Source organism: Paracoccus shanxieyensis (assembly GCF_009711265.1).
GTDB classification, from domain to species: domain Bacteria; phylum Pseudomonadota; class Alphaproteobacteria; order Rhodobacterales; family Rhodobacteraceae; genus Paracoccus; species Paracoccus shanxieyensis.
This window is the reverse complement of the sequence record NZ_WMII01000001.1, coordinates 308,728-333,317: the sequence shown is the minus strand read 5'-3', so window position 1 is coordinate 333,317 and position 24,590 is coordinate 308,728. Positions and strand designations below refer to the sequence as shown.

The following is a 24,590-nucleotide window of genomic DNA, read 5'->3' as shown; positions in this document are numbered from 1 at the left end:
GGATCATGCGGCATATCTTTCCTGTCACAGGGAAAGGACTACGGATGATCCTTATCAGATATGCGCTTGTGCTGGTGGGCGTCGTGCTGTGCGGTATGGGGGTCGCACAGGTGCAAGAGGGACTGCCGGGCTTCTATCTTACGCGCAATGTCGCCGAATTGCAGGGCGATGCGAATGAAATCCTGCTGGGCATCGCCTGGCTGATCGGGGGCATGGCGGCGGGGGTGTTCGCGCTGGCCTTTGACAGCCGCCCCAAGGTCAGGGTCAGCCCTCGGCCAGACGGCTGACCAGCAGCGGCGCAATCAGCGCCGACGCCTTGCCCGAGGTCATCTCGGCATGGATCAGCGGCAGGTCGATCACCTCGATCGTCCGGACATAGGGCGTCCACATCGCGGGCGTCAGATCGCGGTCCTTGTGGTCATTGGCGGCGCGGAAATGCAGCACCGGGCCGGGATAAGGGCTGTGGTGATGGCCGCGGATCAGGCGGTTCGTTTCCGTCACCGCGCGCACCACACCATCCAGCACCCGCTGCGGCAAGGCCCCCAGCGCGCTGTCGCCCTGACGCAGGAAAGCCACGACCTTGGCGCGGCTGTCCAGATCGCGATGCGCCTCGGGGTCATAGCCCGCGATGGCCAGCAGGGCGCGCAGGGCCGCGACGGGATCGGGCTCGGGTTCGTTGCGCCAGGCATCGGCGGGATAGCTGTCCAGCATGGCGACGATGCCCGCTGCGTGGCCCATGCGGCTCAGGCAGGCGGCGACTTCCTGCGCAAGGATGCCGCCGACCGACCAGCCCGCCAGATGCACCGGCCCGGCCGGAACCAGCGCCGCGATGCGCTGCGCATAATCCTGCGCCATGCCGGCAAGGCTGGCGGGCATGGGCAGGTCGGGATCCAGCCCCGGATGCTGCAGGCCCCAGACCCGGCGCGCGGGCGCGATCTGGCGGGCCAGCGTGCGATAGCCCCATGACAGCCCGCCCGCCGGATGGATCAGGAACAGGGGCGGCGCCTGCATGTCGCCCTCGGCCAGCAGGATCAGCGGGCCCAGCCCATCATCCTGCGGCTTTTGCGCATCCAGCACGGCGGCCAGCGATGACAGCAGCGGATGTTCAAAGATCGTGCCCAAGCCCGGATCGCGTCCGGTTTCCGCCTCAAGCGCCTGCGCCAGCCGCACGGCGGACAGGGAATCGCCACCCAGCGCAAAGAAATCCGCATCCGCCGTGGCAGGCTGGGGCAGATGCAGCACCTGCTGGAACAGCCGCGCCAGCAGGGTCTCGGTCGCGGTCTGGGCCGCGCGGCCAAGGGCTGCGAAACTTGGCGCGGGCAGCGCCTTGCGGTCCAGCTTGCCATTCGCGGTGACGGGCAGGGCGTCCAGCACCACCTCGGCACCGGGCACCATATAGGCGGGCAGGCTGGCCGCCAGCCGCTCGGTCAGCAGGCCGGGGCGATAGGCGTCCGAGGCCACAAGATAAGCAACCAGCCGCTTTTCGCCGTGATCCTCGCGCGCCAGCACCACGCATTCGCGCGCAAGGCCCGAGGCCATGATCGCGGCCTCGATTTCGCCCAGTTCGATGCGCAGGCCCCGGATCTTTACCTGATGGTCCGAGCGGCCCAGATAGGTCACCGCGCCGTCCGGGCGCAGCCGCGCCAGATCGCCGGTCGCATAAAGCCGGCCCATGGCACTGTCGACGAACCGCTGCGCCGTCAGATCGGGACGGCCCAGATAGCCCCGCGCCAGTTGCACGCCACCCAGATACAGATGCCCGGCAAGCCCCGCAGGCACCGGGCGCATCCGGTCGTCCAGCACATTCAACGCCGTGTTCCAGACCGGCCAGCCGATCGGGATGGGATTTTCGCGATCCTCGGGGCTGGCGGGCCAGAAGCTGACATCCACCGCCGCCTCGGTCGGGCCATACAGATTGTGCAGTTCCGCCTGCATCCGCGCGTGGAAACGGTCGCGCTGATCGGCGGTCAGTTCCTCGCCCGAACAGAAGACGCGGCGCATCGCCAGCCCGTCCGAGGCGGGCGAGGCCAGAAAAGCCGACAGCATCGAGGGCACGAAATGGCAGGTCGTGATACCCCGGTCGCGGATCAGCCGCGCCATGGCCGCCGGGTCGCGATGCGCGTCGGGCGGGGCCATGACCAGCTCGGCCCCCGTCAGCATGGGCAGGAAGAACTCCCATACCGAAACGTCGAAGGTCGCCGGGGTCTTTTGCAGGATACGGTCGGTCGCATCGACGCCGTAATGCGCCGCCATCCACAAAAGCCGGTTGACGATGGCGCGGTGTTCGACCGCCACGCCCTTGGGCTCTCCGGTCGATCCCGAGGTAAAGATGACATAGGCCAGATCGCCGGGCGCGGGCATGGCCGCGACCTGTCCGGTCGCGGGCCAGTCGGCCGGGGCCAGCAGCGGCGCATCAGACGGGAACAGATCCGGCAGATCGCTGAGCACGGCCACGGGCTGCGACAGCGACAGGATGCGGGCGATGCGGTCGGGCGGATGCGCCGGATCCAGCGGCAGATAGGCCGCCCCCGCGCGCAGGCAGGCCAGCAGCGCCACCGGCAGATCCAGCGAGCGGTGCAGCGCCACGGCCACGATCCGGTCGCGGCCCGCGCCCATCTTCGCCAGCCGCGCCGCCAGCGCCGCGCTGCGCTGGTCCAGCTGGGCAAAGCTCAGCCGCTGGTCGCCGAAGCTGACGGCCACGGCATCGGGCGTGGCCGAAAGCTGCGTCTGGATCAGCGCGGTCAGGCTGGTGTCAGGGATGTCGTGGCGGGTGGCTGTGGCGCGTTCGGCCATCTGCGCGATTTCCGCGGGGCTGGCGGTCGGAACCTGCGCCAACGTGTCGGCGGCCAGCGCGGCGGTCAGGAAGGCCTCGATCCGGTCGCCATGGGCGCGCACATCCTGAGGGGTATACAGGGCGGGGTTGGCATCCACCTGAAACATCATGGCCGAGGGATCGCCGCGGAAGGTCAGCGTCAGATCGTCCACCGCGCCCGCGCCAAGGATATGCAGGTGACATTCCAGCCCCGGAAAGACCGGAGGCCGGTCGAAGGGCTGCACATTGACCATCGGCCCGTAAAGCCGGCGCGTGCCGCCGACAAGGCCAAGCTCTCGGCGCAAAAGCTCGCTGCGGTACAGGCCGTGGCGGCGCGCCTGCGACATGCGGCGGGACTGCGCGGCCAGCCAGTCCGGCAGCGGTGCGTCCTGATCGGGGCGCAGGCGGAAGGGCAGGACGTTCATCGCCATGCAGGGCACGTCCGCGATCTTGCGGCCCATGCGCGCCATGAAGGGCAGGCCGATCACCGCCTCGCCGCCGGTCCAGCGCGCCAGATAGGCCCCGCACAGCGCGTTCAGCATGTCGGGCCAGCCAAGGCGGTGCGTCTGCGCATAATCGCCAAGCCGCGTCAGCAACGCGGCAGGCAGGTGGCGGCTGTCGCGCAGGAAGCTGCGGCCCGCCGTGGCGCGGCCCGCGGCGGGGCCGGTGACCTCGGGCAGATCGGCCAGTTCCTTGTGCCAGAAGTCGCGGTCGCGCGTGCGCAGGGGCGCGTCACGATAGGCCAGATCCTCGGACCGGGCCAGCCCGAGGGGGCCGAAAGGCGCGGGGGTCGGCGCGCCGCTGGTCAGCGCGGCATAATGCGCGGCGATGCGGTTCGTCACCAGCACCATGCCATAGCCGTCGATGGCAAGGTGGTGGATGCGCTGATACAGGAAATGCCGCTGAGGCCCCATCACGAACAGGGTGAAGGCCGCGGCCGGTGCGCGGTCCAGCGGCACGGCGCGGTCGCTGTCGGCGCGCATCAGGGCCAGCGCCTGACCCTCGGCATCGGGCTGCGCGGACAGATCGGCAAAGCCCAGCATCGGCGGCAGGCCGGGGGCCTGTCGCGGCCCGTTGCCGGGATCGGCAAAGCGCAGCGACAGGGCCGGGGCCTCGGCCACGGTCAGGGCCACGGCCTGCGCCAGCGCGTCGCGATCCAGCGGGCCGAGGATTTCCAGATACTGCCCTGTATTCAGCGCCGGGCTGTCGGGATCCAGCGCCTGTGCGAACCACAGCCCCTCCTGTGCCTCGGTCAATGGCATGGAGGAGGGGGTGACGGGGTTTGCGGGCGGGCTCATTTCATCACAGATCACAGCCGGTTGAGAGGAAAGACAAGCTGTTACGCACATCGGCTGACGACCATGTTATCTGATACGGAGGCGGGTGAACTTGTTCACGCCGGGTCACTTGGCCATAGTGATCCTGAAAAAAATAGTCAACTTTACGCCTCCCCGGCCGCAACAGGAGCAAGGTATGCCCCAGACCCAGCCCGAAAAATCCCTGCCTTTCCGCGATACGCCAATGCTTTACGGTCGCCTGACGCGGCTTTTGCACTGGACCATCGCCGCGCTGATGCTGTGGCAGTTTCTGGGCATGGGGTTGAAACTGGCGCTGGGGCGGCAGCCCATCGTGTCGTTCTTTGTCGGCACGCATCAGAAGGTGGGCACGGTGCTGTTCGTGCTGATCGTGCTGCGCGTCGTCTGGGCGCTGATGAATCGCCGCAACCGCCCCGGCCATGGCAGCGGCGTTCTGGGCCTTGCGGCGACGCTGGGCCATCTGGCGCTGTATGCGGCGATGGTGCTGATCCCGGTGGCGGCGCTTCTGCGGGCCTATGGCAGCGAGCGCGCCTTTGCGCCCTTCGGGTTCCAGATCTTTGCGCCGCAGACCCCGCCCATCGAGTGGATGGTGACGTTCGGCGACATGATCCACGGAGAGTTGGGCTGGATCACGCTGGCCCTGATCGCGGGCCATGTGCTGATGGTCTGTCTGCATGAAGGCATGTGGCGCGATGGCACCTTGCGCAAGATGGCCGGGCGCGGCCGGGCGTGAGGCGCCTTTTTCGTTGATCGCCGCCCCCTGCGGTGTCACCATCATGTCATGATGAACCTGTCCTCTGGCTTCACGCCCGATCAAGACCGCATCGCCTTCGACCGGGCCGAGCTGGGGGCGATCCTGTCCGTCTATGGGCGCATGGTGGCGGCGGGGGAATGGCGCGATTATGCCATGTCGTTCCTGCGCGAGGTGGCGGTGTTTTCGGTGTTTCGCAGGGCGGCGGAACACCCGTTGTATCGCATCGAAAAGCGGCCCCGGATGCGCAATGCGCAGGGGCAGTATTCCGTGATCGGCATGGACGGCCGCATCCTGAAGCGCGGCCATGATCTGCCGACCGTGCTGCGCGTGCTGGAAAAGAAGCTGATCCGCCCGGTGGATTAACTGGGTCTATCAGCGCGTGGTGATCCAGTGGATGACCGCCGGAACCGTGGCGATGCTGGCTGCGGTCGAGACCAGAATCGCCGTCGAGACCCGCTGCGCCGCCACGCCGAAATGCTGGGCCAGAATATAGACATTGCCCGCGACCGGCAGGCTGGCGGCGGCGATCATGACGCCTGCAGCATAGGCGTCCACGTCAAAGATCATCAAGGCGGCGATGCCCACGGCCAGCGGATGCAGCACCAGTTTCACGCCACTGATCCACAGCGCGGGGCCCATTCGCTGCGCCGAGCGGCCCGCCAGACTGGCGCCGATGGCAAACAGCGCGCCGGGCGTCGCGGCAGCGCCAAGCAGCTCCAGAAACTCGGCCACGGGGGCGGGCATGGGCAGGCGGAATGCGGCCCAGATCAGCCCCGCCACCATCGAGACGATCATCGGATTGCCGACGATGCCCATGACCAGTGGACCCAGCGCCGCGACCGCCGTGCGCCCCTGCCGGGCGGCCGTCACCAGCAGCGTCAGCAGCGCCGAGAAGATCACCAGATCGATCGTCAGCACCATCATCACCGGGCCGATCGCGGCCTGTCCCAGCAGCACGACCAGCATCGGCACGCCCAGAAAGCCGGTATTGCCGGTGATCGCGGTATGCGCCTCCATCGCGGCATCGGCCAAGGGCAGCTTGCGCCAGCGCGCGACGGTCATCGCCACCGCCCAGACCGCCGCCGTTGCCGACAGATAGGCCCAGAAAAAGCGCGCATCGAACAGCCGCTGCACGTCCAGCGCCGCCGCAAAGCGGAACAGCATGGCCGACAGCGCGAAGTAGAAGACGAACTTCGTCAGCCACGCCGTCGCCTCGGCCGGGAAGAAGCGGCTATAGGCGGCGGCCCAGCCCGTGCCGATCAGCAGGAAGAAGGGCAGGGTCTTGAGGAAGATCTCAGCCATCGGAGGTCCTAGGCATCGGGTCCGCGTTCAACCAGATATTCGGTTTCCCCCGGTGCGGTCTGGCGTGTCGAGAGCAGCAGGTGGCCGTGCTGCGTGCAGAAATGCGGGATGTCGATGGCGGCGGCGCGGTCTGTCGCGACCAGCGCCACGCGCATTCCGGGCCGGGCGGCGTTCAGCCTTTGGCGCAGGCGCAGGACCGGCAGGGGGCAAAGCAGCCCGCGCGCGTCGATGGTCTGCGTCATGCGGCGCGGCGGGTCTGGGACATGCACCATGCCAGCGCCTGATCGGCGGTGACGTGCTGGGCCAGTTCACCGGCGAAGTCGTGAAAGCCCTGCAACTGTTCGGCAGGCACCGACAGCAGGACAGGGATCTCCGAGGCCAGCGCCTGCGCGATGAATTCGCGAAATCCGCGCCCGTAGCATTCCTGTTTGCCGAATTTGTTGACGATCACCAGATCCGCGCCTTGGGCCAGCACCGCCTCGGACCGGGCGACGGCCTGGGCCAGCGCGCCGGTATCAAGGCGGCAACCCTCGGCGCAGGTGCCCAGATTTTGCGAGATGCGGATGGGCGGGGCCGGATCGCCCAGAATGCGCAGATCCATGTCGCAATCCTGTCCCGCGCCCCGGTCCAGATTGTGCTGCACCGCGCCCGCAAGCCGCAGGCCCTGGGCGATCAGCGTGTCTGCCGTATCCGCAAGCAGGCGGTCGGCCCCGCCCGCATTGTTCTGGATGGTGACGAATCCCAGCATCGCGGTTCCCCTGTCAGGCGGCCAGAATAGCCCCCGGACCCGAGGGTGCAACATGGGTATTTGGAAAACAAGGAAGCCGTCAGTCGCCTTCGGCGAGCGGGCCGTAGAGGATCAGCGCGGGATGCGGGCTGGGTCCTTCCTCCGCGAGCATGGCTGCAAGCTGGGCCACGGTCATGCGCAGCAGGCGCTGATGCGGATGGCCCACGGCCTCGGCCAGAACGGCGGGTGTGTCGGCGGGCAGGCCATGCGCGATCAGGCTGGCCACCATGGTCGGAAATGTGCGCTGGCCCATGAAGACGACGGTCGTGGCATGGGGATCGGCCAGCGCCGCCCAGTTCTGATCGGCGGGCAGGCCGCCGGTCACATCCGCTCCGGTCACGAATTGCAGGCGGCGGGCGGTCAGGCGGCGGGTCAAAGGCAGGCCCGCGACGGCGGCGGCGGCCATGGCCGAGGGCACGCCCGGCACGATCTCATAACCGATGCCCGCGCGGCGCAAGGCGGTGATTTCCTCTTCGAGGCGGCCGAAGATGCCGGAATCTCCGGATTTCAGCCGCACGACATGTTTTCCCGCGCGGGCATGTTCGACCAGCAGGGCGTTGACGCTTTCCTGTTTGGCCGAGGGGCGACCGGCGCGTTTGCCGACGGCGATGCGTTCTGTCTGCGGTCCGGACTGGTCCAGAACCGGGCCGGATGCCAGATCGTCGTAAAGCACCACATCGCAGGCCTGCAGGCGGCGGATCGCGCGCAGGGTCAGCAGTTCCGGATCGCCCGGTCCTGAGGATACGAAGCTGACCTTGCCCTTCATGTCGTCCATATCCGGGCGATGCGGCAAAATCCGCGCCAAGGCAAGAGGGCTGCGCATGACTTGCCGCATGGCGTGGCATTTGCGATAGAGGGCGCGACCGAGATCCGGGGGTATCCATGTTCCGCGCGCGCCATCTTCTGGGGATCGAGCCTTTGGCCCCCGCCGAAATCACCACATTGCTTGATCTGGCCGAGACCTATGTCGATCTGAACCGCCGCACGGTGAAACATTCCGATGCCTTGGCGGGCATGACGCAGATCAACATGTTCTTTGAAAACTCGACCCGCACGCAGGCCAGTTTCGAGCTGGCGGGCAAGCGTCTGGGGGCGGATGTGATGAACATGTCGGTGGCCTCGTCCTCGGTGAAGAAGGGCGAGACGCTGATCGACACCGCGCTGACGCTGAACGCGATGCACCCCGATCTGCTGGTGGTGCGCCATCCGCAATCGGGCGCGGTGGATCTGCTGGCGCAGAAGGTCAATTGCGCGGTGCTGAATGCCGGCGACGGGCGGCATGAACATCCCACGCAGGCGCTGCTGGACGCGCTGACCATCCGCCGGGCCAAGGGGCGGCTGCACCGCCTGACCGTGGCGATCTGCGGCGACATCGCGCATAGCCGCGTCGCGCGCTCGAACCTGTTTTTGCTGGGCAAGATGGAGAACCGGCTGCGGCTGGTCGGCCCCGCGACCCTGATGCCCGCGGGCGCGCGCGACTGGGGCTGCGAGGTCTATGAGGACATGCGCGAGGGGCTGAAGGGCGCCGATGTCGTGATGATGCTGCGTCTGCAGAAAGAACGCATGGATGGCGGTTTCATCCCGTCCGAGCGGGAATATTACCATCGCTGGGGGCTGGATCACGAAAAGCTGGCGCTGGCCGCGCCCGACGCCATCGTCATGCATCCCGGCCCGATGAACCGCGGGGTCGAAATCGACGGCACCATCGCCGATGACATCAACCGCAGCGTCATTCAGGATCAGGTGGAAATGGGCGTCGCCGTGCGCATGGCGGCCATGGACCTGCTGGCGCGCAACCTGCGGGCCGAACGTGGCCGCGCTGCTTCGGAGTTGACGGCATGATCCTGCATTTCCAGAACGCCCGCCTGATCGACCCCGAGGCCCTGACCGAGGAGACCGGCACGCTGACCCTGCGCGACGGCCGGATCGAGGCGGTGAATGCCGAAGCCCCCGAAGGCGCGGAACTGATCGACTGCGATGGCAAATGCCTTGCCCCCGGTCTGGTCGATTGGGGCGTCAAGATCGGCGAGCCGGGCGAACGTCACAAGGAAAGCATCCGCAGCGCCGGGCTGGCCGCGGCGGCAGGCGGCGTCACGACGATCATCGCCCGGCCCGACACGCTGCCCCCCATCGACAATCCCGAGGCGCTGGAATTCGCCAGCCGCCGTGCGCAGGACGCTCCGGTCCGCATCCGCCACATGGCGGCGCTGACCCGCGGTCGCGAAGGCCGCGAGATGGTCGAGATGGGCTTTTTGCAGGATGTGGGCGCGCTGGCCTTTTCCGATGGCGTGCGGGTCGTGACCGACACGCGGCTGATGTCGCGCTGCATGACCTATGCGCGCGGGCTTGGCGCGCTGATCGTGGGCCATCCGCAGGAACCCGGATTGTCCAAGGGCACGGCGGCGACCTCGGGCAAGTTCGCCTCGCTTTACGGGCTGCCGGCGGTGTCGCCGATGGCCGAGGTCATGGGGCTGGACCGCGATCTGGCGCTGGTGGCGATGACGGGCGCGCGCTATCATGCCGATCAGATCACTGTGGCCGCCAGCCTGCCTGCGCTGAAACGCGCGCGCGCGGCGGGGCTGGACGTGACGGCGGGCGTGTCCATCCATCACCTGACGCTGAACGAATTCGACATGGGCGATTACCGCACCTTTTTCCGCTTCACCCCGCCGCTGCGTGCCGAAGACGACCGGCTGGCGATGATCGAGGCGGTGGCGGATGGCACGATCGACGTGATCGCCAGCTTCCACACGCCTCAGGACGAGGAATCGAAACGCCTGCCCTTTGCCGAGGCGGCGCCGGGGGCGGTGGGTCTGCAGACGCTGCTCCCTGCGGCGATGCGGCTGACCCATTCCGGCGGCCTGACGCTGGCGCAGCTGTGGCGGGCGATGTCCTTGAACCCGGCACGGCGGCTGGGGCTGGACGGGGGACGGCTGGGCACGGGTGCGCCTGCCGATCTGGTGCTGTTCGATCCCGATGCGCCTTTCATCATGGACCGCTTCAAGCTGCTGTCGAAATCCAAGAACACCCCCTTCGACGAGGCGCGGATGCAGGGCCGGGTGCTGGGCACATGGGTCGCAGGCCAGCGCGTCTTCGGAGACGCGGCATGAGCCTGATCCTGTGGGCCGCAATCGGCTATCTGCTGGGGTCGATCCCCTTCGGCATCGTCATCACCCGCGCGCTGGGGCTGGGCGATCTGCGCCAGATCGGCTCGGGCAATATCGGCGCGACCAATGTGCTGCGGACGGGGAACAAACCGGCGGCGCTGGCAACGCTGCTTCTGGATTCCGGCAAGGGCGCGATTGCCGTGCTGCTGGCGCGCTGGCTGGCCGGTCCGGATGCGGCGCTGATCGCCGGCGCGGCGGCGTTTTTGGGCCACCTGTTCCCGGTCTGGCTGGGCTTTCGCGGCGGCAAGGGCGTCGCGACCTTCCTTGGCACGCTGCTGGCACTGGACTGGCGGCTTGGCCTGACAGCCTGCGGGCTGTGGCTGCTTGCGGCGCTGATCGGGCGGATCTCATCGCTGTCGGCGCTGGTCGCAGCGGCGCTGACGCCTTTCGTGGCGCTGTGGCTGGACGGCTGGAACATGGCCGCCGTGACGGCCTTCATGGCCATCCTGATCTTCATCCGACACCACGCGAACATCACGCGGATCATGGCCGGAACCGAACCGAGGATCGGCAAGAAAGGCTGAGCTTCTCTGTTCCCGAAATACTCCGGGGGACGCCATTGAGGCCCCCATCAAGGGGGCGTCAATGGCGGGGGGGCAGAGCCCCCGGCCAACACCCGCAATCAGCGCGTGGGCACGGGAACCTCGCCCGAATAGTCGTAAAAGCCGCGACCGGTCTTGCGACCCAGCCAGCCCGCCTCGACATATTTCACCAGAAGCGGGCAGGGGCGGTATTTCGTATCGGCCAACCCGTCATGCAGCACATTCATGATGGCAAGGCAGGTATCCAGCCCGATGAAATCGGCCAGCTCCAGCGGTCCCATCGGATGGTTCGCGCCCAGCTTCATCGATTCGTCGATGGATTTGACCGAGCCCACGCCTTCATAAAGCGTATAGACCGCCTCGTTGATCATCGGGATCAGGATGCGGTTCACGATGAAGGCCGGGAAATCCTCGGCGCTGGCGGCGGTCTTGCCGATCTTTTCGACGACAGTGACCAGCTTGCCGAAGGTCTCCTGATCGGTGGCGATGCCGCGGATCAGCTCGACCAGTTGCATCACCGGCACGGGGTTCATGAAATGCACGCCGATGAACCGCTCGGGGCGGTCGGTCCGGCTGGCCAGCCGCGTGATCGAGATCGACGAGGTGTTCGAGGCCAGAATGGTCTCGGGCTTCAGATGCGGCAGCAGATCCTCGAAGATGGCCTGCTTGACGGTCTCGCGTTCGGTCGCGGCCTCGATCACCAGATCGCATTGCCCCAGATCGGCCAGCGCCGACGTGGTCTTGATCCGGCCAAGTGCCGCGTCCTTTTCGGCGGCGCTGATCTTGTCGCGGCTGACCTGCCGGTCCAGATTCTTGCCGATCAGCGCGACCGCCTTGTCCATCGCCTCGCGTGAGATATCGGTCATCAGCACGTCGTAGCCGGCCAGCGCGAAGACATGCGCGATGCCATTGCCCATCTGCCCGGCGCCGATCACGCCTACCGATTGTATCGTCATGCCAAGGGCTCCTTTCGATCCTGCGCCGGGACGATAGGCGCAAGCGGCCCTGCCGTTCAATGCGAAAAGCGGGCAAGTAGCAGTCCCCTGACCGTGCCGCTGGGTCAGCAGGGGGCATCGCCCCTCGGCCCGGCTGCCCCTTGATGGGGCGGCAGGGACGATGCCTGCCGCCGCCAGCCTGCGCGCGGGCTACAGATCCTTGACCAGCCGCAAGGCGTCATAGATCGCGGCATGGGTGTTTCGCGCCGCCACCGCATCGCCGATGCGAAACAGCCGGAACGCGCCCGAGGGATTTTTCCGCAGATCCTGCAGCCCCCCCGTGGTCAGCGCCTCATAATCCACCTGACCCAGATTCGACGACAGCGGCTTCAGATCGAAATACAGCTCATCCAGCGGGCGCGTGCCGTGATTGACCACGACCTGATCCACCAGACGGTCGCGCGTGACGCCGCCGTAATCGCTGCCCAGCACCGCGCGCAGCTGATTGCCATCGCGCGCGACCGACATCAGCCGCCATGTCACGGTGAAGGTGGTGTCCAGCTTTTGCAGGCTGCGCATATAGGGCACCAGATTCATCGCCATCACCTCGGGCGAAAAGGCGCGGTCAGGGGTCACGATCTCGACCCGCGCGCCGGTCGCGGCGATCAGATCGGCGGCCTGCAGCGCGGCGTGATCGCCGGCATCGTCATAGATCAGCACGTTCTGGCCCGGCTTCACATCGCCCGACAGAATATCCCAGGCCGAGACGACCAGATCATTGCCCGCTTCCAGCACATCGGTATGGGGCAGCCCGCCCGTGGCGATGATGACCTCATCGGGATCGGTTGCCAGCACATCGGCCTGATCGGCGAAGGTGTTGAAGCGGAAGCTGACGCCGTGCTTGTCGCACATGGCCTGACGCCAGGCGATGATCGAGATCATCTCGCGCCGCCGTTCCTGCAGCGCGGTCAGGCGGATCTGCCCGCCGGGACGGTCGGCGGCCTCGAAGACCGTCACGGCATGGCCCCGCTCGGCGGCGACACGGGCGGCTTCCATGCCGCCGGGGCCTGCGCCGACGATGGTGATGCGTTTCTTCGTTGGGGCTGCCGGGATGGTTTGCGGCATGGTCTGTTCGCGCCCGGTGGCGGCATTGTGCAGGCAGAACGCCATGCCGCCCTGATAAATCCGGTCAAGGCAGTAATTCGCGCCAACGCAGGGGCGGATGTCATCCTCGCGCCCCTCGATCACCTTGCGGACCAGATGCGGGTCGGCCATATGCGCCCGCGTCATCCCCACCATGTCGATCAGCCCCGAGTCGATGGCGTGGCGCGCCGTCGGCACATCAGGGATCTTGGCGGCGTGGAAAGTGGGAAAATTCGTGGCCTTGCGGATGTCTCCGGCAAATTCCAGATGCGGGGCATTGCGCATCCCCTGGACCGGGATCAGGTCGGTCAGCCCGGCATCGGTGTCGATATGGCCGCGCACCACGTTCAGGAAATCGACCAGCCCGCTGTCTTTCAGCAGATGCGAGACCCGCATCCCCTCGGCCGCGGTCATGCCACCGGGCTGCATCTGATCGCCGGTATAGCGCAGGCCAACGATGAAATCCGGCCCGCAGCGCTGTCGGATCGCGCCCAGCACATCCGTGGTGAAGCGCAGCCGGTTTTCCAGACTGCCGCCATAAGGCGCCTCAAGATCGTTGGTCAGGGGCGACCAGAACTGTTCCAGCAGGTGTCCGTAAGCCTCAAGCTCGATCCCGTCGACGCCCGCGGCCTTCATGCGTTCGGCGGCATCGGCGAAATCGGCGATGACGCGGGCGATGTCCCAGTCCTCCATCCGCTTGGGAAAGGCACGATGCGCGGCCTCGCGTTCATGGCTGGGGGCGATGACCGGCAGCCAGTCGGCCTTGTCCCAGCGCGTGCGGCGGCCCAGATGCGTCAGCTGGATCATCACCGCCGCGCCATGATCGTGGCATTCGTCGACCAGCTGCTTCATCCAGCCGACGACCTCATCCTTCCATGCCAGAATATTGTTGAACACCGGCGGGCTGTCGCGCGCGATCGAGGCCGAGCCCGCCGTCATCGTCAGCGCCACGCCCGCCTTGGCGCGTTCGACATGATAGGCCCGGTAGCGGTCTTTGGGCATCCCGTCCTCGGGATAGGCCGGTTCATGACTGGTAATCATGATGCGGTTGCGAAGCGTCAGGTGTTTCAGCCGATAGGGCTGCAAAAGCGGATCGTTCGACATGTCATCTGCCTGCTGGGTAGAGTCGCGGCGCAGAATCCAAGGAATGTTCATGACTGTCAATTATAAAACCACGCATGCACATTAAGCCGTCAGCACAGGACATTTCTTGCGACGCCAGCCCACTGCGGCTAGGGATGGCGCATGAAGCAGAATGGCGCAGCGGAAAGCGGATGGCGGGGATCACGTGAGGGCTGGCTTGAGGCCGGGTATCACGCGCTGATCGAAAACGGCGTCGAGGCCGTGAAGATCCTGCCGCTGGCCAAGCAGCTTAACCTGTCGCGCACCAGCTTTTACTGGTTCTTTCAGGACCGCGAGGCATTGCTGGAGGCGCTGACCGACGGCTGGCACGAAAAAACCACCGTGCCGCTGATCCGGGCCGCGACGGAATATGCCGACAGCGTGGCCGAGGCGATGCTGAACGTGCTGGCCTGTTTTCTGTCGGACAATTTCGACGCGCGGCTGGAATTTGCGCTGCGCAGCTGGGCGCTTCAGGATGCCGGGATCGCCCAGAAGATCGAGGCGGCCGATACCGCGCGCCTTGCCGCCTTGCGCGACATGCTGATGCGCTGGGACCATCCTCAGGACGCAGCCGATATCCGCGCGCGCACCATCTATCTGACGCAGATCGGCTATATCTCGATGCGTGCGCATGAGGATCTGGCCGTGCGGATGTCGCGCATTCCGACCTATGTGCAGATCTATACCGGAACCTTGCCCCAGCCGCGCGAGATGGCGCGGTTCAGCGCGCGCCTGCTGGGATAATGGCCCTGCCCATCAGCCCGGCTGCGTGCCGCCATATCCCGCCATCTGATCGCGCGCGGCTTTCAGCACATGGTCCACGAAGGCTGCGACACAGGGGCGCTTCAGGGATTTCTGCTTGGCATTCAGAAAGTTGCCACGTCCCGCGCTGATCGGTGCGCCATGGGCAAAGACCAGATCGCCCGATGCGACCAGCGCCTGCACCATCGGATGCCAGCCCAGCATGACGCCTTCACCCGCCAGCGTGGCCGACATCAGCAGCCCCACCTTGTTCGTGCTGAGGCTGGAGGGCGGGCCCGCCCATTCCTTGCCCTGCGCCCGGAACCATTCCCGCCAGCCCAGCGGCTGCCAGCCGATGGCATCGGCGCTCCAATGCCGGTCATGCAGATGCAGCAGGTTCACGCGGTTCAGGCTGTCGGCATCATCGAACGGCCCGAAACGCTGCAAAAATTGCGGTGTGCAGACGGGCTGGGCGGTTTCGGGGAACAGGAAATGCAGCACCTCGCCGATCTCGCAGCGCTCGTTTCCGCACAGGATGGCGATATCGACCTCGGCATAGCTGCGCAGAGTGTCATCTTCGTCCGAGGCGAAGACGGTAAAGCCGACATCGGGATGGCTGTGGCGGAACCTGTCGATCAGCGGCCGCAGCCAGAATTGCGCCATGCCGTCCGTGGCCGAGATGGTGACGGATTGCGGCCCCTGTTGCGGGGCCAGCGTGGCGACGGCGGCGCTGATCGCGTCCAGCCCCTGCGTCACGGCGGCAAACAGGTTCACCCCCTCGGGCGTCAGTTCCAGCGCATTGTGCTTGCGCACGAACAGCGCCACGTCCAACGCGCGTTCCAGCAAGCGGATCTGCTGGCTGACCGCGCCCTGGGTGACGTTCAACTCGCGCGCGGCCAGCGTGAAGCTGAGATGCTTTGCCGCGACCTCGAACGTAGCGAAGGATCCCAGCGAGGGCAGATGACGGCGCTTGATCGGCATGGCAGATCCCTTGAACCCCAGCGGCCTATTCCCGACGGGTGCGCCACTCTTTCCAGCGAAGATAGGCATTCGCGCCGATCGTGTCGAAGGGATGTGGCGGCAGAGGCGAGGGCTCGGCCTGTGCGCCGAAAAATTCGGTGATCGGGCTGGTCAGACCGCAGGCCAGTTCGGCGGCGCCGATGCCTGTCAGCGTGCTGCGCGTCGTGCCAAGGCCGTTATCCACGCAGGCGGCGTAAAGCCCGGTCTCAAGCTCGCGCATCACCGACACGTCGTTTCTGGCCAGACACAGATGCCCCGACCAGCTATGGGCAAAGCGGATCCCCTTGAGCATGGGAAACCGCGCGTCGAATTTCCGCCGCATCTGCCCGACCAGACGTTGCAGATCGGCGCGGCTGGTCTGCATCCCGGGCCGGTAATATGCGCCCTGCCGGATCACGATGCGGTTGCCGCCCTGCGCCGGGCCGATGCGGCGCACCGTCGTGCCCATCGGATCGGCGGGGGTGATGCCCCAGCAGTCCTGCCCGCCAAGCGCGCGGATGGCGGCTGGGTCCAGCTCCTCGGTGATGCAGGCGTTCAGCATGATGTGCATCAACTGGCCGCGCTTGAAGCCGAAGCTTTCCAGATGGCCGTTCGCGGCCAGGATCAGCTTTTGCGCGGTGACGCTGCCCTGTGCGGTCCGGGCCGTCCAGCCGCCTTGCGTGCTGTCGATACGGGTAACGGCCGAGTTTTCGTGGATGGTGACGCCCTGCCGCTGCAAGCCGGCCGCCAGACCCCGCACATAGCCCGCAGGCTGGATCATCACCGTGCCGGGCGTATAAAGCCCGCCGCGATAATAGCTTGACCCGGTGATGCGGCGCATGTCCTGCGCGTCCAGCACCTGATGCGGCTCATTCAGGGCGCTGAGATGCCGGGCATAGGCGGCATTCGCCGCCGCTCCACCATCCGAGGCCGCGCCGTTGATCTTGCCCGCCCGCTGGAAAAACCCGTCCGGAATGCCGTATTCCGCCACGCATCCGGCGGCGAATTCGATGGCGTGGCGGTTCAGTTGCGTCAGCTGCTGGCCGTGACCGTCGCCCGACCCGGCATAATCGCCCGAGGTCAGATCATGCGGCAGGTCGATCATGAAGCCGGAATTGCGCCCCGTGCCGCCCTCGGCAATCCGCGCGGCATCCAGAATGACCACGCGCAGCGCCGGATCGATCTGGTGCAGGCGGCGCGCGGCGGCAAGTCCGGCAAAGCCGCCGCCCACGATGACGATATCGCAGCCCGTGTCACCTTGAAGCGGCGCACGGGGTGCTGCCGGCGGCAGGATCGCGCTCCACCCGGCGGGGCCGGTAAAGGTCGGGGTGCGGATCGCCTGATGCGTGGTCATGGTCTAATCCAGCGCGCTGTCGGCATGGTCGGTCAGATCCAGCCAGATGGTTTTCAGCTGCGTATACTGGTCATGGGCGTGGATCGAATTGTCCCGCCCGCCAAAGCCCGACTGCTTGTAGCCTCCGAACGGGGTCGAGATGTCGCCCTCGCCAAAGCTGTTCACGGTGACGGTGCCCGCACGCAGCATCCGCGCGCCGCGCAGCGCCCGTTTGCCATTCGCCGAAAAGATCGAGGCGGCAAGGCCATAATCGGTGGCATTCGCGACCTCGATCGCCTCGGCAAAGCTGTGGACCGGGATCACCGACAGGATGGGGCCGAAGATTTCCTCGACCGCCAGCGGGGAAGTGCGGCTGGTCTGCACGATGGTTGGCGCGATGAAGCCTTCGGCGACGATCTCTCCGCCCAGCAGCAGCCGGTCGGTTTCCGCAAGTTGCAGATAGGCAGAAACCTTGTCGAAATGCGCCTTGCTGACCAAGGCCCCCACGCGGTTCTGCGGGTCCAGCGGGTCGCCGACAGGCCATTCCCGCGCATGGGCCTTGATGCGCTGCATCAGCCTGTCCTGAATATCCGCATGAACGATCAGGCGCGAGGCCGCCGAACAGTTCTGCCCCATGTTCCAGAATGCGCCATTGACGACATGGGCCGCGACGGCGTCCAGATCTTCGGCATCGTCCAGCACGATGCAGGGGTTCTTGCCGCCCAGTTCCAGCACCACCTCTTTCAGGTTGCTGTCGGCGGCATAATGCAGAAACCGCCGCCCCGTGACGGTCGAGCCGGTGAAGCTGACCATATCCACATCGGGATGGCGGCCCAGCGGTTCGCCCACCTCGGCCCCGCCGCCGGTGACGACGTTCAGCACGCCGCGCGGCAGTCCCGCTTCGGCCGCGAGTTCCGCCACACGCAGCGCGGTCAGCGTGGTTTCCGCCGCAGGCTTGACCACGACCGAGCAGCCCGCCGCCAGCGCCGGCCCGATTTTCCACGCCAGCATCAGCAGCGGGAAATTCCACGGCAATACCAGACCGACGACGCCCACGGGTTCGCGCACCACCATGGCGATATGATCGTCCGAGGCGGGGGCGACCTGATCATAGATCTTGTCGATCAGTTCGGCATGCCATTCAAGGACATGGATGGTTTCCGGCACATCCACGGTTTCGCAGTCAAAGATCGTCTTGCCGCTGTCGATGCTTTCCATCACGGCCAGCGCCCGGGCGTTCTGGCGCAGCAATCTGGCGAATTTCAGCAAGACCGCCTTGCGCGCCGCCGGAGGCAGGCGCGACCAGCGGCCATCGTCGAATGCCTCGCGCGCTTTGGACACGGCCAGATCGACATCCGTCGCATCGCAGGCGGCGATGTCGGTCAGCTTTTCGCCCGTCGCGGGGTTCAGCGTCGCAAAGGTCTTGCCCTGAATGGCCGGGCGATAGCCGCCGTCGATCCATGCGTGCTGCGGCAGGTCCAGCGACGCGGCGATGGCCTTGTACTCCTGGGTGGTCAGCAGGTCGGTCATGTCAGTTCCCCTCGCGGATCGCCTTGATGGTGGTCTTGAGCGTGCGGATCACGTGCTGAAGCTCGCGCTTTTCATCCTTGTTCAGACCTTTCAGCGGCGGTCGCATCGGACCCGCTGACAGGCCCGCCAATTCGGTCCCGTGCTTGACGCATTGGATGAACTTGCCGCCCTGTTCCAGCACGCGCATCAGCGGCATCATGGCTGACATGATGCGGCGGCCCTTGGCGAAATCGCCCTGCAGCACACAGGTTTCATACAGATAGACATGTTCGTCCGGCAGAAAGTTCGACCCGGCACAGATCCAGCTGCGCGCGCCCCAGGCAAAGAATTCCAGCGCCTGATCGTCCATGCCGCAGGACATCTGGATATGCGGATAGTCGCGGGCCAGCAGGTGGACGCGATTGATGTCGCCCGAGCTTTCCTTGATGCCGATGACGTTGCTGGAGCGGCCCACGCGGTCCAGAAACTCGCGGCCCATTTCAACCGACATGCGGCCCGGATAGTTGTAAAGGATGATCGGCATGTCGGCGGCGCGGTCGATGGCCAGAGCGTTCAGCGCATTCTCACGCTCGGTCGGCACGGAATAGGGGGGCGTGCCCAGCAGGATCGCATCCGCGCCCATCTCCCGTGCGCCGACGGCCAGCGCGATGCTGTCGGGCGTCCGCATCGCTCCGGTGCCGATGATGACGGGCAGCCGACCCGCCGTCTGCCGGGTGACGAAACGGGCGATCTCCAGCCGCTCCTCGACGGTCTGGGCGTAGTTCTCGCCGGTCGATCCGCCCGAGATCAGGCCGTGGACCCCCGCCGCGATCAGATGTTCGACCACCGCCGCCAGCGCGTCATGATCGACCGCGCCGTCCGGGTGCAACGGCGTGATCAGCGGGGTATATATTCCCTCAAGCACCATCCGGGGGGTCATGGGTCCGCCTTTTTCCTGTTGCATCTGCCCCGTTTGCGGGGCGCTTCAGGATATGAGGTAGGCCAATCACCCGCCTTCCGGCAAAGCAGAATGTTCACCCATCAGGCATTAGAAGAACTATTGCCGCGGGGGTGGGTCGCCGCCTGTCGCCATATCAGGACACTAGCGGATAAGGCCGCAAGGCAGGCCGGATCTGGGCGCGGTGACAATCGCCGGTATCCCCGGCGATTGCGATGTTTTTCGACCCCGGATCAGCTGAAATCGAAGACGTTGCTCAGCAGGATCGAATCCTGCCCCATGGTCAGCAGCGTGCCGCGATCCGTTTCGCTGACCGTATAGCTGCGTCCGCCCAGATCCAGCACGTCGATGCCCCGGTCAAAGCCCAGCACCGTGTCGTGACCGTCGCCCGCGCGGAAGATCAGCGTATCGCGGTCCCCATCACCCGGAGCGCGCCAGCTGAAGAAATCGCCATTGGCCGAGATCAGATCATCGCCCCGCCCGCCGGTAATGGTGTCGCGCCCTTCGCCGCCCTCAAGCGTGTCGTCGCCGCCCGATCCGATCACCCGGTCATCACCCCAGCGGGTGTTGGCGTGAAAGCCGGCACCGCTGCCGCTGATCTGCGCGCCCGATCCGTCGATCGTGTCGCGGCCCTCATGCGTCCAGACCTGTTCCATCCCGAAGAAACGCAGCGACGACGCGCCGCCGCCGATCGTGGTTTCGGATGCACCGGCAAAGGATCCGTCATTATGGATCCGCGTGATCTGCACCGCGACGCCGGGGCCGTTTTCGGTCCAGCCGTCCTTGATCCAGACGTTCATCAGGTCGTTGCCCGCGCCGCCATAAACCGTGTCGTGGCCAACGATCTCATTGAAATTGCCTTGGCCCCAGCGGATATTGTCATTGCCCGCGCCGCCATAGATCAGATCGTCGCCGGTGCTGGACTGGATCACATCATCGCCCGCGCCCGCGCGCATCGTGTCATTGCCTGCACCGCCATCGATGAAATCGGCGGTCGAGGTGCCGATGATGCTGTCATTGCCGTCGCCGCCATAGACGGTCAGCCCGTGGACCGGAGTGCCATGGTGCGCGGCAAGGATTTCTGCCTTGGCGCCGTTCACGGTGTCGTTGCCCGCGCCAAGATAAAGCCGCTCCATCCCGGTAAAGGTCAGGACGCTGGCCCCGGATTTCGCCGTGCCATCCTCGGTCGTGGTAAAGCGGATGTTGACGCCCTGATTGCCCTCGACGATCAGACGGTCGCCGCCGCTGCGGTCGAAATAGGGGTTTGGATCGTATTGTTCGTTGGTGTCGCCACCATGGAACGTGGCCCCGCCATGGGCCGGGTTCCAGTAAAAGAGGTCGGCACCGCCGCCCCCGTAAATCGTCTGATTGATCGTGGTTGCGCGCAGGATGTCGCTATTCTGGGTCGGCATTCAGATCTCCGTGAAATGTCGGACAAGGCGGCAGGGGAATCACGCACCCCTGAACCCTTTGCGGCAGAGATGGCGGCTCGTGATTCGTGAATCACAACCACAGATTGCGCCTAAGAAATGAAAGTTCCATTAACCTCTAGGTTGTATTTAGATCAAATTGCGCACGTTGCGAGCTTATTGCTCAGCCATGAAAAAACCGCCCGATTTCCCGGACGGTTTTACGCAGATTGCATCTGATCGCGCCGTGATCCGCGCCTGCCTGCGTCCGATAAGGACGGGGCAGGCGCTTTCGGCTTACAGTTTCTCGGTCAGCTCCGGAATGGTGCTGAACAGATCGCCGACCAGACCGTAATCGGCAATCTGGAAGATCGGCGCTTCTTCGTCCTTGTTGATGGCGACGATGACCTTGCTGTCCTTCATGCCTGCAAGGTGCTGAATTGCCCCGGAAATTCCGACGGCGACATACAGTTCCGGCGCGACGACCTTGCCGGTCTGGCCGACCTGCCAGTCGTTCGGGGCATAGCCCGAATCGACGGCCGCGCGCGAGGCACCGACGGCGGCGCCCAGCTTGTCGGCCAGGGCCTCGATCACCGCGAAGTTTTCCTTCGAGCCGACGCCGCGCCCGCCCGACACCACCCGCTTGGCCGAGGCCAGTTCGGGCCGGTCGCTGGCCGCAACCTCATCGGAAACCCATGCGGACAGGCCCGGATCGGCGGCCGCAGGCGCGTCCGACACCGCCGCCGAACCGCCCGTGCCCGCCGCGTCGAAGCTGGCGGTGCGGACGGTGAACACCTTGGTCGCGTCCTTGGATTTCACGGTCTGGATCGCGTTGCCGGCATAGATCGGACGCTCGAACGTGTCGCCATCGACCACCGCCGAGACATCGGAAATCACCATCACGTCCAGCAGCGCCGCGACGCGGGGCATGATGTTTTTCGCGTCCGTCGTGGCAGGGGCGGCGATATGGGAATAATCGCCCGCCAGTGACACGATCAGCGCGGCGGTCGGTTCGGCCAGCCGGTGACCGTAAAGCGGCGCCTCTGCCACCAGAACCTTTGCGACACCGGCAATGCCCGCCGCCTCGGCCCCGGCAGCCTGAGCCGAGGCCCCTGCGCACAGCACCGTCACATCGCCCAACGCCTTGACCGCGCCGACCGCCTTGGCGGTGGCATCCAGATTCAGCGCGCCATTGGTGACTTCACCCAGGATCAGAACGGCCATCAGATCACCCCCGCTTCTTTCAGTTTGCCGACCAGTTCGTCGACGGAACCCACCTTGATCCCGGCGCTGCGGCCCGCAGGCTCACGCGTCGAGACGATCTCCAGCCGGGGCGAGACATCGACGCCGTAATCGGCGGCGGTCTTTTCCTCCAGCGGCTTCTTCTTTGCCTTCATGATGTTGGGCAGGCTGGCATAGCGCGGCTCATTCAGGCGCAGGTCGGCGGTGACCACGGCGGGCAGCTTGACGCTGATGGTCTGCAGACCGCCATCGACTTCGCGCGTGACCTTTGCCGCATCGCCGTCCAGTTCCAGCTTGCTGGCAAAGGCCGCCTGACCCCAGCCCAGCAGCGCCGCCAGCATCTGGCCGGTGGCGTTCATGTCGTTGTCGATGGCCTGCTTGCCCGCGACGATCAGTTGCACGCCTTCGGCCTTGGCGACCTCGGCCAGAATTTTTGCGACAGCCAGCGGCTCGATATCGGTCGAGGCATCATCGGCGGCGACGACCAGAATGGCGCGGTCAGCACCCATGGCCAGCGCGGTGCGCAGCGTTTCCTGCGCCTGCTTCACCCCGATCGAGACGGCGATGACTTCCTCGGCCTTGCCCGCCTCTTTCAGGCGGATCGCCTCTTCGACGGCGATTTCGTCGAACGGGTTCATCGACATCTTGACGTTGGCCAGATCGACACCCGATCCATCCGCCTTCACGCGGGCCTTCACGTTGTAGTCGATGACCCGCTTTACCGGTACGAGGACTTTCATGGCCTCTCCCCCTTTTTTCGTTTGCATCACTTGTTGGCGAATTTGTTAGCTGGCGGTCTGCGCTGTAAACAGCAAAAAAACGACATTGCTGCGTCGTTACGCAACGATCCTGTTCTAATCACCTGATCGGCTTGCTCCTGGCACCCAAAGCACGTCCTGGGCACCGTTTTCATTGGCGATGCGGCTGGCGACGAAAAGCCAGTCGGACAGCCGGTTCAGATAGCGGATCGCGGCGGGATTTGCGTCCTCGGAGGCGGCCAGCGCCACGGCGCAGCGTTCGGCGCGGCGCGTCACCGTGCGGGCCAGATGCAGATGCGCCGAAAGCGCGCTGCCGCCGGGCAGGATGAAGCTGCGCAGCGGCGACAGGTTCGCATTCATGGCGTCTATTTCCGCCTCAAGGCGGTCGACCTGCGTGTCGATGATGCGCAGCACCGGATAGGGCGCGGCGTCATCTTCCTGCATCCGTGGGCGCGACAGATCCGCGCCCAGATCGAACAGGTCGTTCTGGATCGCGGCGATGCGGCTGGCCATGTCGCCGCTGGCATGCAGGCGGGCCAGACCCAGCGTGGCATTCGCCTCATCCACGGTGCCATAGGCTTCGACGCGCAGCGCGTGCTTGGCCACGCGGTCGCCGTTTGACAGCGCGGTTTCGCCCTTGTCGCCGGTGCGGGTATAGATCCGGTTCAGAACGACCATTCAGTGACCCCGCGCCCACAGGTAAAGCAGAAAGACCGCGACCGCGACGGCCTGTGCGATCAGGCGCCAGCGCATCAGGCGGTTGCCGTGCTTGCGGTTGAATTCGCCGCCACGCGCAAAGCCGCCGATCCCGGTCGCCAGAACCGCGACCACGGCAAGGCAACAGATCGCCAGCAGGATGAAAAGAGGCTTGTCGTCCATCTGTCACCTTTCGCGGGCGACCCTAGCTGCGCCGCGCGAACCAGTCCAGTGCCCGCGTCGACAGCAATCTGCGTCCGATGCCCGAGAGATAGGTCGGCGTCGTCACATAGTAACGCGGGCGCGGGTTCGGGGTTTCCAGTGCCAGCGCGATCTTTTCGCTAACCGCGCGGGGCGGCAGCTCGAACCGGTCCTTTTTCGCCGCGGGGTGATACAGCCGCTGCAGCAGGCTGTCGCGATAGTGCTGGACGCGGGGGCTGTTTTCCCAGTCGATCCATCTTTCGAAATGCGGGATCGAATTCAGGCGGATCTTCGTCCCGATCGGGCCCGGCTCGATCAGAACCAGCTTGACCGGCGTGTCGGCCATTTCGACGCGCATCACGTCTGTCAGCCCCTCCAGCGCGAATTTCGTCGCCACATAGGCCCCGCGCCACGGGATCCCCACCATGCCCAGCACCGAAGAGATCTGCACGACCCGCCCGCCGCTCTGGCGGAAATGCGGCAGCAGCCGCACGGTCAGGTCGTGGGTGCCGAACAGATTTGCCTCGAAGATCGACCGCAGCGCCCCGCGCGGCAGATCCTCGACTGCGCCCGGAATGGCAAAGGCCGCGTTGTTGACCAGCGCCGTGACGCCCCGTTCGCGCGCGGCATCGGCGCAGCGGGCCACGCTGGCGTCATCGGCCAGTTCAAGCTGCAGGGGCTCAAACCCCTCATCGCGGCGGGCGGCAAGGTCTTCGGGCTTGCGGCAGGTCGGGATCACCTGCCAGCCGCGTTCGCGCAGGTGATGGGCGGCGTCCAGCCCGATGCCTGACGAACAGCCGGTGATCAGAACGGTCTTCATGCGCGCCCCCATATGCCCGCAGGGTTTTGCGTCATGGCGCGGGC

General features: G+C 65.9%; 24 protein-coding genes. 7 read left to right on the top strand and 17 right to left on the bottom strand.

The window, feature by feature from the left end:
- The first annotated feature begins 44 nt into the window (after window positions 1–44).
- Window positions 45–287, top strand: coding sequence for a hypothetical protein (locus tag GL284_RS01700; RefSeq protein ID WP_155042905.1), 243 nt, complete (start codon window positions 45–47; stop codon window positions 285–287).
- Here GL284_RS01700 and GL284_RS01695 read toward each other — a convergent pair.
- On the bottom strand, window positions 265–4,110 hold the full coding sequence (locus tag GL284_RS01695) for a non-ribosomal peptide synthetase (RefSeq protein ID WP_155042904.1): 3,846 nt from the start codon (window positions 4,108–4,110) through the stop codon (window positions 265–267). The two genes, GL284_RS01700 and GL284_RS01695, sit on opposite strands and share 23 nt — an antisense overlap.
- A gap of 175 nt (window positions 4,111–4,285) precedes the next feature.
- On the opposite strand from GL284_RS01695, the gene GL284_RS01690 reads away from it, so the two are divergent.
- Together GL284_RS01690 and GL284_RS01685 are read left to right on the top strand one after the other, a co-directional pair.
- Complete coding sequence (locus GL284_RS01690; protein ID WP_155042903.1) at window positions 4,286–4,861, top strand: cytochrome b; 576 nt, start codon at window positions 4,286–4,288, stop codon at window positions 4,859–4,861.
- A 51-nt stretch (window positions 4,862–4,912) separates the two neighbouring features.
- Window positions 4,913–5,245, top strand: coding sequence for a DUF2794 domain-containing protein (locus GL284_RS01685; protein WP_155042902.1), 333 nt, complete (start codon window positions 4,913–4,915; stop codon window positions 5,243–5,245).
- Window positions 5,246–5,254: 9 nt separating this feature from the next.
- Here the strand turns inward: GL284_RS01685 and GL284_RS01680 are convergent, their stop codons facing one another.
- From GL284_RS01680 to cobA, 4 genes are all read right to left on the bottom strand, one after another.
- Window positions 5,255–6,184, bottom strand: coding sequence for an AEC family transporter (locus tag GL284_RS01680; protein WP_155042901.1), 930 nt, complete (start codon window positions 6,182–6,184; stop codon window positions 5,255–5,257).
- An 8-nt stretch (window positions 6,185–6,192) separates the two neighbouring features.
- Window positions 6,193–6,426: a sulfurtransferase TusA family protein gene (locus tag GL284_RS01675; RefSeq protein WP_155042900.1), complete on the bottom strand. Its 234-nt coding sequence runs from the start codon at window positions 6,424–6,426 to the stop codon at window positions 6,193–6,195.
- On the bottom strand, window positions 6,423–6,932 hold the full coding sequence (locus GL284_RS01670) for a DUF2478 domain-containing protein (RefSeq protein WP_155042899.1): 510 nt from the start codon (window positions 6,930–6,932) through the stop codon (window positions 6,423–6,425). The genes GL284_RS01675 and GL284_RS01670 overlap by 4 nt, the downstream gene beginning before the upstream one ends.
- Window positions 6,933–7,011: 79 nt before the next feature.
- Window positions 7,012–7,737, bottom strand: a complete 726-nt coding sequence (gene cobA / locus GL284_RS01665) for a uroporphyrinogen-III C-methyltransferase (protein WP_155042984.1) — start codon at window positions 7,735–7,737, stop codon at window positions 7,012–7,014.
- Window positions 7,738–7,853: 116 nt separating this feature from the next.
- Between cobA and GL284_RS01660 the strand changes: the two genes are divergently transcribed.
- Genes GL284_RS01660 through plsY form a run of 3 tightly spaced genes read left to right on the top strand, consistent with a single transcriptional unit; the run spans window position 7,854 to window position 10,662 of the window.
- Complete coding sequence (locus GL284_RS01660; protein WP_155042898.1) at window positions 7,854–8,813, top strand: aspartate carbamoyltransferase catalytic subunit; 960 nt, start codon at window positions 7,854–7,856, stop codon at window positions 8,811–8,813.
- On the top strand, window positions 8,810–10,081 hold the full coding sequence (gene pyrC / locus GL284_RS01655; RefSeq protein ID WP_155042897.1) for a dihydroorotase: 1,272 nt from the start codon (window positions 8,810–8,812) through the stop codon (window positions 10,079–10,081). The genes GL284_RS01660 and pyrC overlap by 4 nt, the downstream gene beginning before the upstream one ends.
- A complete protein-coding gene (gene plsY, locus GL284_RS01650) occupies window positions 10,078–10,662 on the top strand; it encodes a glycerol-3-phosphate 1-O-acyltransferase PlsY (protein WP_155042896.1) in 585 nt (194 codons plus the stop codon). Before pyrC ends, plsY begins: the two co-directional genes overlap by 4 nt.
- 98 nt (window positions 10,663–10,760) lie before the next feature.
- Here plsY and GL284_RS01645 read toward each other — a convergent pair whose 3' ends face one another.
- On the bottom strand, window positions 10,761–11,636 hold the full coding sequence (locus tag GL284_RS01645) for a 3-hydroxybutyryl-CoA dehydrogenase (protein WP_155042895.1): 876 nt from the start codon (window positions 11,634–11,636) through the stop codon (window positions 10,761–10,763).
- Window positions 11,637–11,825: 189 nt separating this feature from the next.
- Window positions 11,826–13,862 carry an N-methyl-L-proline N-demethylase HpbA gene (gene hpbA / locus GL284_RS01640; RefSeq protein WP_155042983.1) on the bottom strand — a complete coding sequence of 679 codons (2,037 nt, stop codon included), beginning with the start codon at window positions 13,860–13,862 and terminating at the stop codon, window positions 11,826–11,828.
- A 141-nt stretch (window positions 13,863–14,003) separates the two neighbouring features.
- Between hpbA and GL284_RS01635 the strand changes: the two genes are divergently transcribed.
- Window positions 14,004–14,624: a TetR/AcrR family transcriptional regulator gene (locus tag GL284_RS01635; protein ID WP_155042894.1), complete on the top strand. Its 621-nt coding sequence runs from the start codon at window positions 14,004–14,006 to the stop codon at window positions 14,622–14,624.
- 12 nt (window positions 14,625–14,636) lie between these two features.
- On the opposite strand, the gene GL284_RS01630 is transcribed toward GL284_RS01635, so the two are convergent.
- The 10 genes from GL284_RS01630 to GL284_RS01585 all read right to left on the bottom strand — a co-directional run bounded on the left by GL284_RS01630 (window position 14,637) and on the right by GL284_RS01585 (window position 24,546).
- Window positions 14,637–15,602 carry a LysR substrate-binding domain-containing protein gene (locus GL284_RS01630; RefSeq protein ID WP_155042893.1) on the bottom strand — a complete coding sequence of 322 codons (966 nt, stop codon included), beginning with the start codon at window positions 15,600–15,602 and terminating at the stop codon, window positions 14,637–14,639.
- A 25-nt stretch (window positions 15,603–15,627) separates the two neighbouring features.
- Window positions 15,628–16,974, bottom strand: a complete 1,347-nt coding sequence (locus GL284_RS01625; protein ID WP_155042892.1) for an NAD(P)/FAD-dependent oxidoreductase — start codon at window positions 16,972–16,974, stop codon at window positions 15,628–15,630.
- 3 nt (window positions 16,975–16,977) lie between these two features.
- Window positions 16,978–18,483, bottom strand: coding sequence for an aldehyde dehydrogenase (locus tag GL284_RS01620; protein ID WP_155042891.1), 1,506 nt, complete (start codon window positions 18,481–18,483; stop codon window positions 16,978–16,980).
- A 1-nt stretch (window position 18,484) separates the two neighbouring features.
- Window positions 18,485–19,402, bottom strand: a complete 918-nt coding sequence (locus GL284_RS01615; RefSeq protein ID WP_425274161.1) for a dihydrodipicolinate synthase family protein — start codon at window positions 19,400–19,402, stop codon at window positions 18,485–18,487.
- A 251-nt stretch (window positions 19,403–19,653) separates the two neighbouring features.
- Window positions 19,654–20,832 carry a calcium-binding protein gene (locus GL284_RS01610; protein WP_155042890.1) on the bottom strand — a complete coding sequence of 393 codons (1,179 nt, stop codon included), beginning with the start codon at window positions 20,830–20,832 and terminating at the stop codon, window positions 19,654–19,656.
- 294 nt (window positions 20,833–21,126) lie between these two features.
- The gene (locus GL284_RS01605) at window positions 21,127–22,053 is read right to left on the bottom strand and encodes an electron transfer flavoprotein subunit alpha/FixB family protein (RefSeq protein WP_155042889.1); all 927 of its coding nucleotides are present in this window, start codon (window positions 22,051–22,053) and stop codon (window positions 21,127–21,129) included.
- A complete protein-coding gene (locus tag GL284_RS01600) occupies window positions 22,053–22,811 on the bottom strand; it encodes an electron transfer flavoprotein subunit beta/FixA family protein (RefSeq protein WP_155042888.1) in 759 nt (252 codons plus the stop codon). The genes GL284_RS01605 and GL284_RS01600 overlap by 1 nt, the downstream gene beginning before the upstream one ends.
- Before the next feature lie 114 nt (window positions 22,812–22,925).
- On the bottom strand, window positions 22,926–23,507 hold the full coding sequence (locus tag GL284_RS01595; protein ID WP_155042887.1) for a cob(I)yrinic acid a,c-diamide adenosyltransferase: 582 nt from the start codon (window positions 23,505–23,507) through the stop codon (window positions 22,926–22,928).
- Window positions 23,508–23,708 carry a twin transmembrane helix small protein gene (locus tag GL284_RS01590; RefSeq protein ID WP_155042886.1) on the bottom strand — a complete coding sequence of 67 codons (201 nt, stop codon included), beginning with the start codon at window positions 23,706–23,708 and terminating at the stop codon, window positions 23,508–23,510.
- Between the two features lie 22 nt (window positions 23,709–23,730).
- Window positions 23,731–24,546: an SDR family NAD(P)-dependent oxidoreductase gene (locus GL284_RS01585; protein WP_155042885.1), complete on the bottom strand. Its 816-nt coding sequence runs from the start codon at window positions 24,544–24,546 to the stop codon at window positions 23,731–23,733.
- Window positions 24,547–24,590: the final 44 nt, after the last annotated feature.

Excerpts from the sequence above, each read along its gene's own strand:
- GL284_RS01590 (WP_155042886.1), bottom strand. The coding sequence starts at position 23,708 with ATGGACGACAAGCCTCTTTTCATCCTGCTGGCGATCTGTTGCCTTGCC.
- GL284_RS01625 (WP_155042892.1), bottom strand. The coding sequence starts at position 16,974 with ATGACCACGCATCAGGCGATCCGCACCCCGACCTTTACCGGCCCCGCC.
- hpbA (WP_155042983.1), bottom strand. The coding sequence starts at position 13,862 with ATGTCGAACGATCCGCTTTTGCAGCCCTATCGGCTGAAACACCTGACG.
- GL284_RS01610 (WP_155042890.1), bottom strand. The coding sequence starts at position 20,832 with ATGCCGACCCAGAATAGCGACATCCTGCGCGCAACCACGATCAATCAG.
- GL284_RS01585 (WP_155042885.1), bottom strand. The coding sequence starts at position 24,546 with ATGAAGACCGTTCTGATCACCGGCTGTTCGTCAGGCATCGGGCTGGAC.
- GL284_RS01680 (WP_155042901.1), bottom strand. The coding sequence starts at position 6,184 with ATGGCTGAGATCTTCCTCAAGACCCTGCCCTTCTTCCTGCTGATCGGC.
- GL284_RS01670 (WP_155042899.1), bottom strand. The coding sequence starts at position 6,932 with ATGCTGGGATTCGTCACCATCCAGAACAATGCGGGCGGGGCCGACCGC.
- GL284_RS01685 (WP_155042902.1), top strand. The coding sequence starts at position 4,913 with ATGAACCTGTCCTCTGGCTTCACGCCCGATCAAGACCGCATCGCCTTC.
- plsY (WP_155042896.1), top strand. The coding sequence starts at position 10,078 with ATGAGCCTGATCCTGTGGGCCGCAATCGGCTATCTGCTGGGGTCGATC.
- pyrC (WP_155042897.1), top strand. The coding sequence starts at position 8,810 with ATGATCCTGCATTTCCAGAACGCCCGCCTGATCGACCCCGAGGCCCTG.
- GL284_RS01630 (WP_155042893.1), bottom strand. The coding sequence starts at position 15,602 with ATGCCGATCAAGCGCCGTCATCTGCCCTCGCTGGGATCCTTCGCTACG.
- GL284_RS01700 (WP_155042905.1), top strand. The coding sequence starts at position 45 with ATGATCCTTATCAGATATGCGCTTGTGCTGGTGGGCGTCGTGCTGTGC.
- GL284_RS01675 (WP_155042900.1), bottom strand. The coding sequence starts at position 6,426 with ATGACGCAGACCATCGACGCGCGCGGGCTGCTTTGCCCCCTGCCGGTC.
- GL284_RS01635 (WP_155042894.1), top strand. The coding sequence starts at position 14,004 with ATGAAGCAGAATGGCGCAGCGGAAAGCGGATGGCGGGGATCACGTGAG.
- GL284_RS01695 (WP_155042904.1), bottom strand. The coding sequence starts at position 4,110 with ATGAGCCCGCCCGCAAACCCCGTCACCCCCTCCTCCATGCCATTGACC.
- GL284_RS01620 (WP_155042891.1), bottom strand. The coding sequence starts at position 18,483 with ATGACCGACCTGCTGACCACCCAGGAGTACAAGGCCATCGCCGCGTCG.
- GL284_RS01660 (WP_155042898.1), top strand. The coding sequence starts at position 7,854 with ATGTTCCGCGCGCGCCATCTTCTGGGGATCGAGCCTTTGGCCCCCGCC.
- GL284_RS01605 (WP_155042889.1), bottom strand. The coding sequence starts at position 22,053 with ATGGCCGTTCTGATCCTGGGTGAAGTCACCAATGGCGCGCTGAATCTG.
- GL284_RS01645 (WP_155042895.1), bottom strand. The coding sequence starts at position 11,636 with ATGACGATACAATCGGTAGGCGTGATCGGCGCCGGGCAGATGGGCAAT.
- GL284_RS01595 (WP_155042887.1), bottom strand. The coding sequence starts at position 23,507 with ATGGTCGTTCTGAACCGGATCTATACCCGCACCGGCGACAAGGGCGAA.
- GL284_RS01690 (WP_155042903.1), top strand. The coding sequence starts at position 4,286 with ATGCCCCAGACCCAGCCCGAAAAATCCCTGCCTTTCCGCGATACGCCA.
- cobA (WP_155042984.1), bottom strand. The coding sequence starts at position 7,737 with ATGAAGGGCAAGGTCAGCTTCGTATCCTCAGGACCGGGCGATCCGGAA.
- GL284_RS01600 (WP_155042888.1), bottom strand. The coding sequence starts at position 22,811 with ATGAAAGTCCTCGTACCGGTAAAGCGGGTCATCGACTACAACGTGAAG.
- GL284_RS01615 (WP_425274161.1), bottom strand. The coding sequence starts at position 19,402 with ATGACCCCCCGGATGGTGCTTGAGGGAATATATACCCCGCTGATCACG.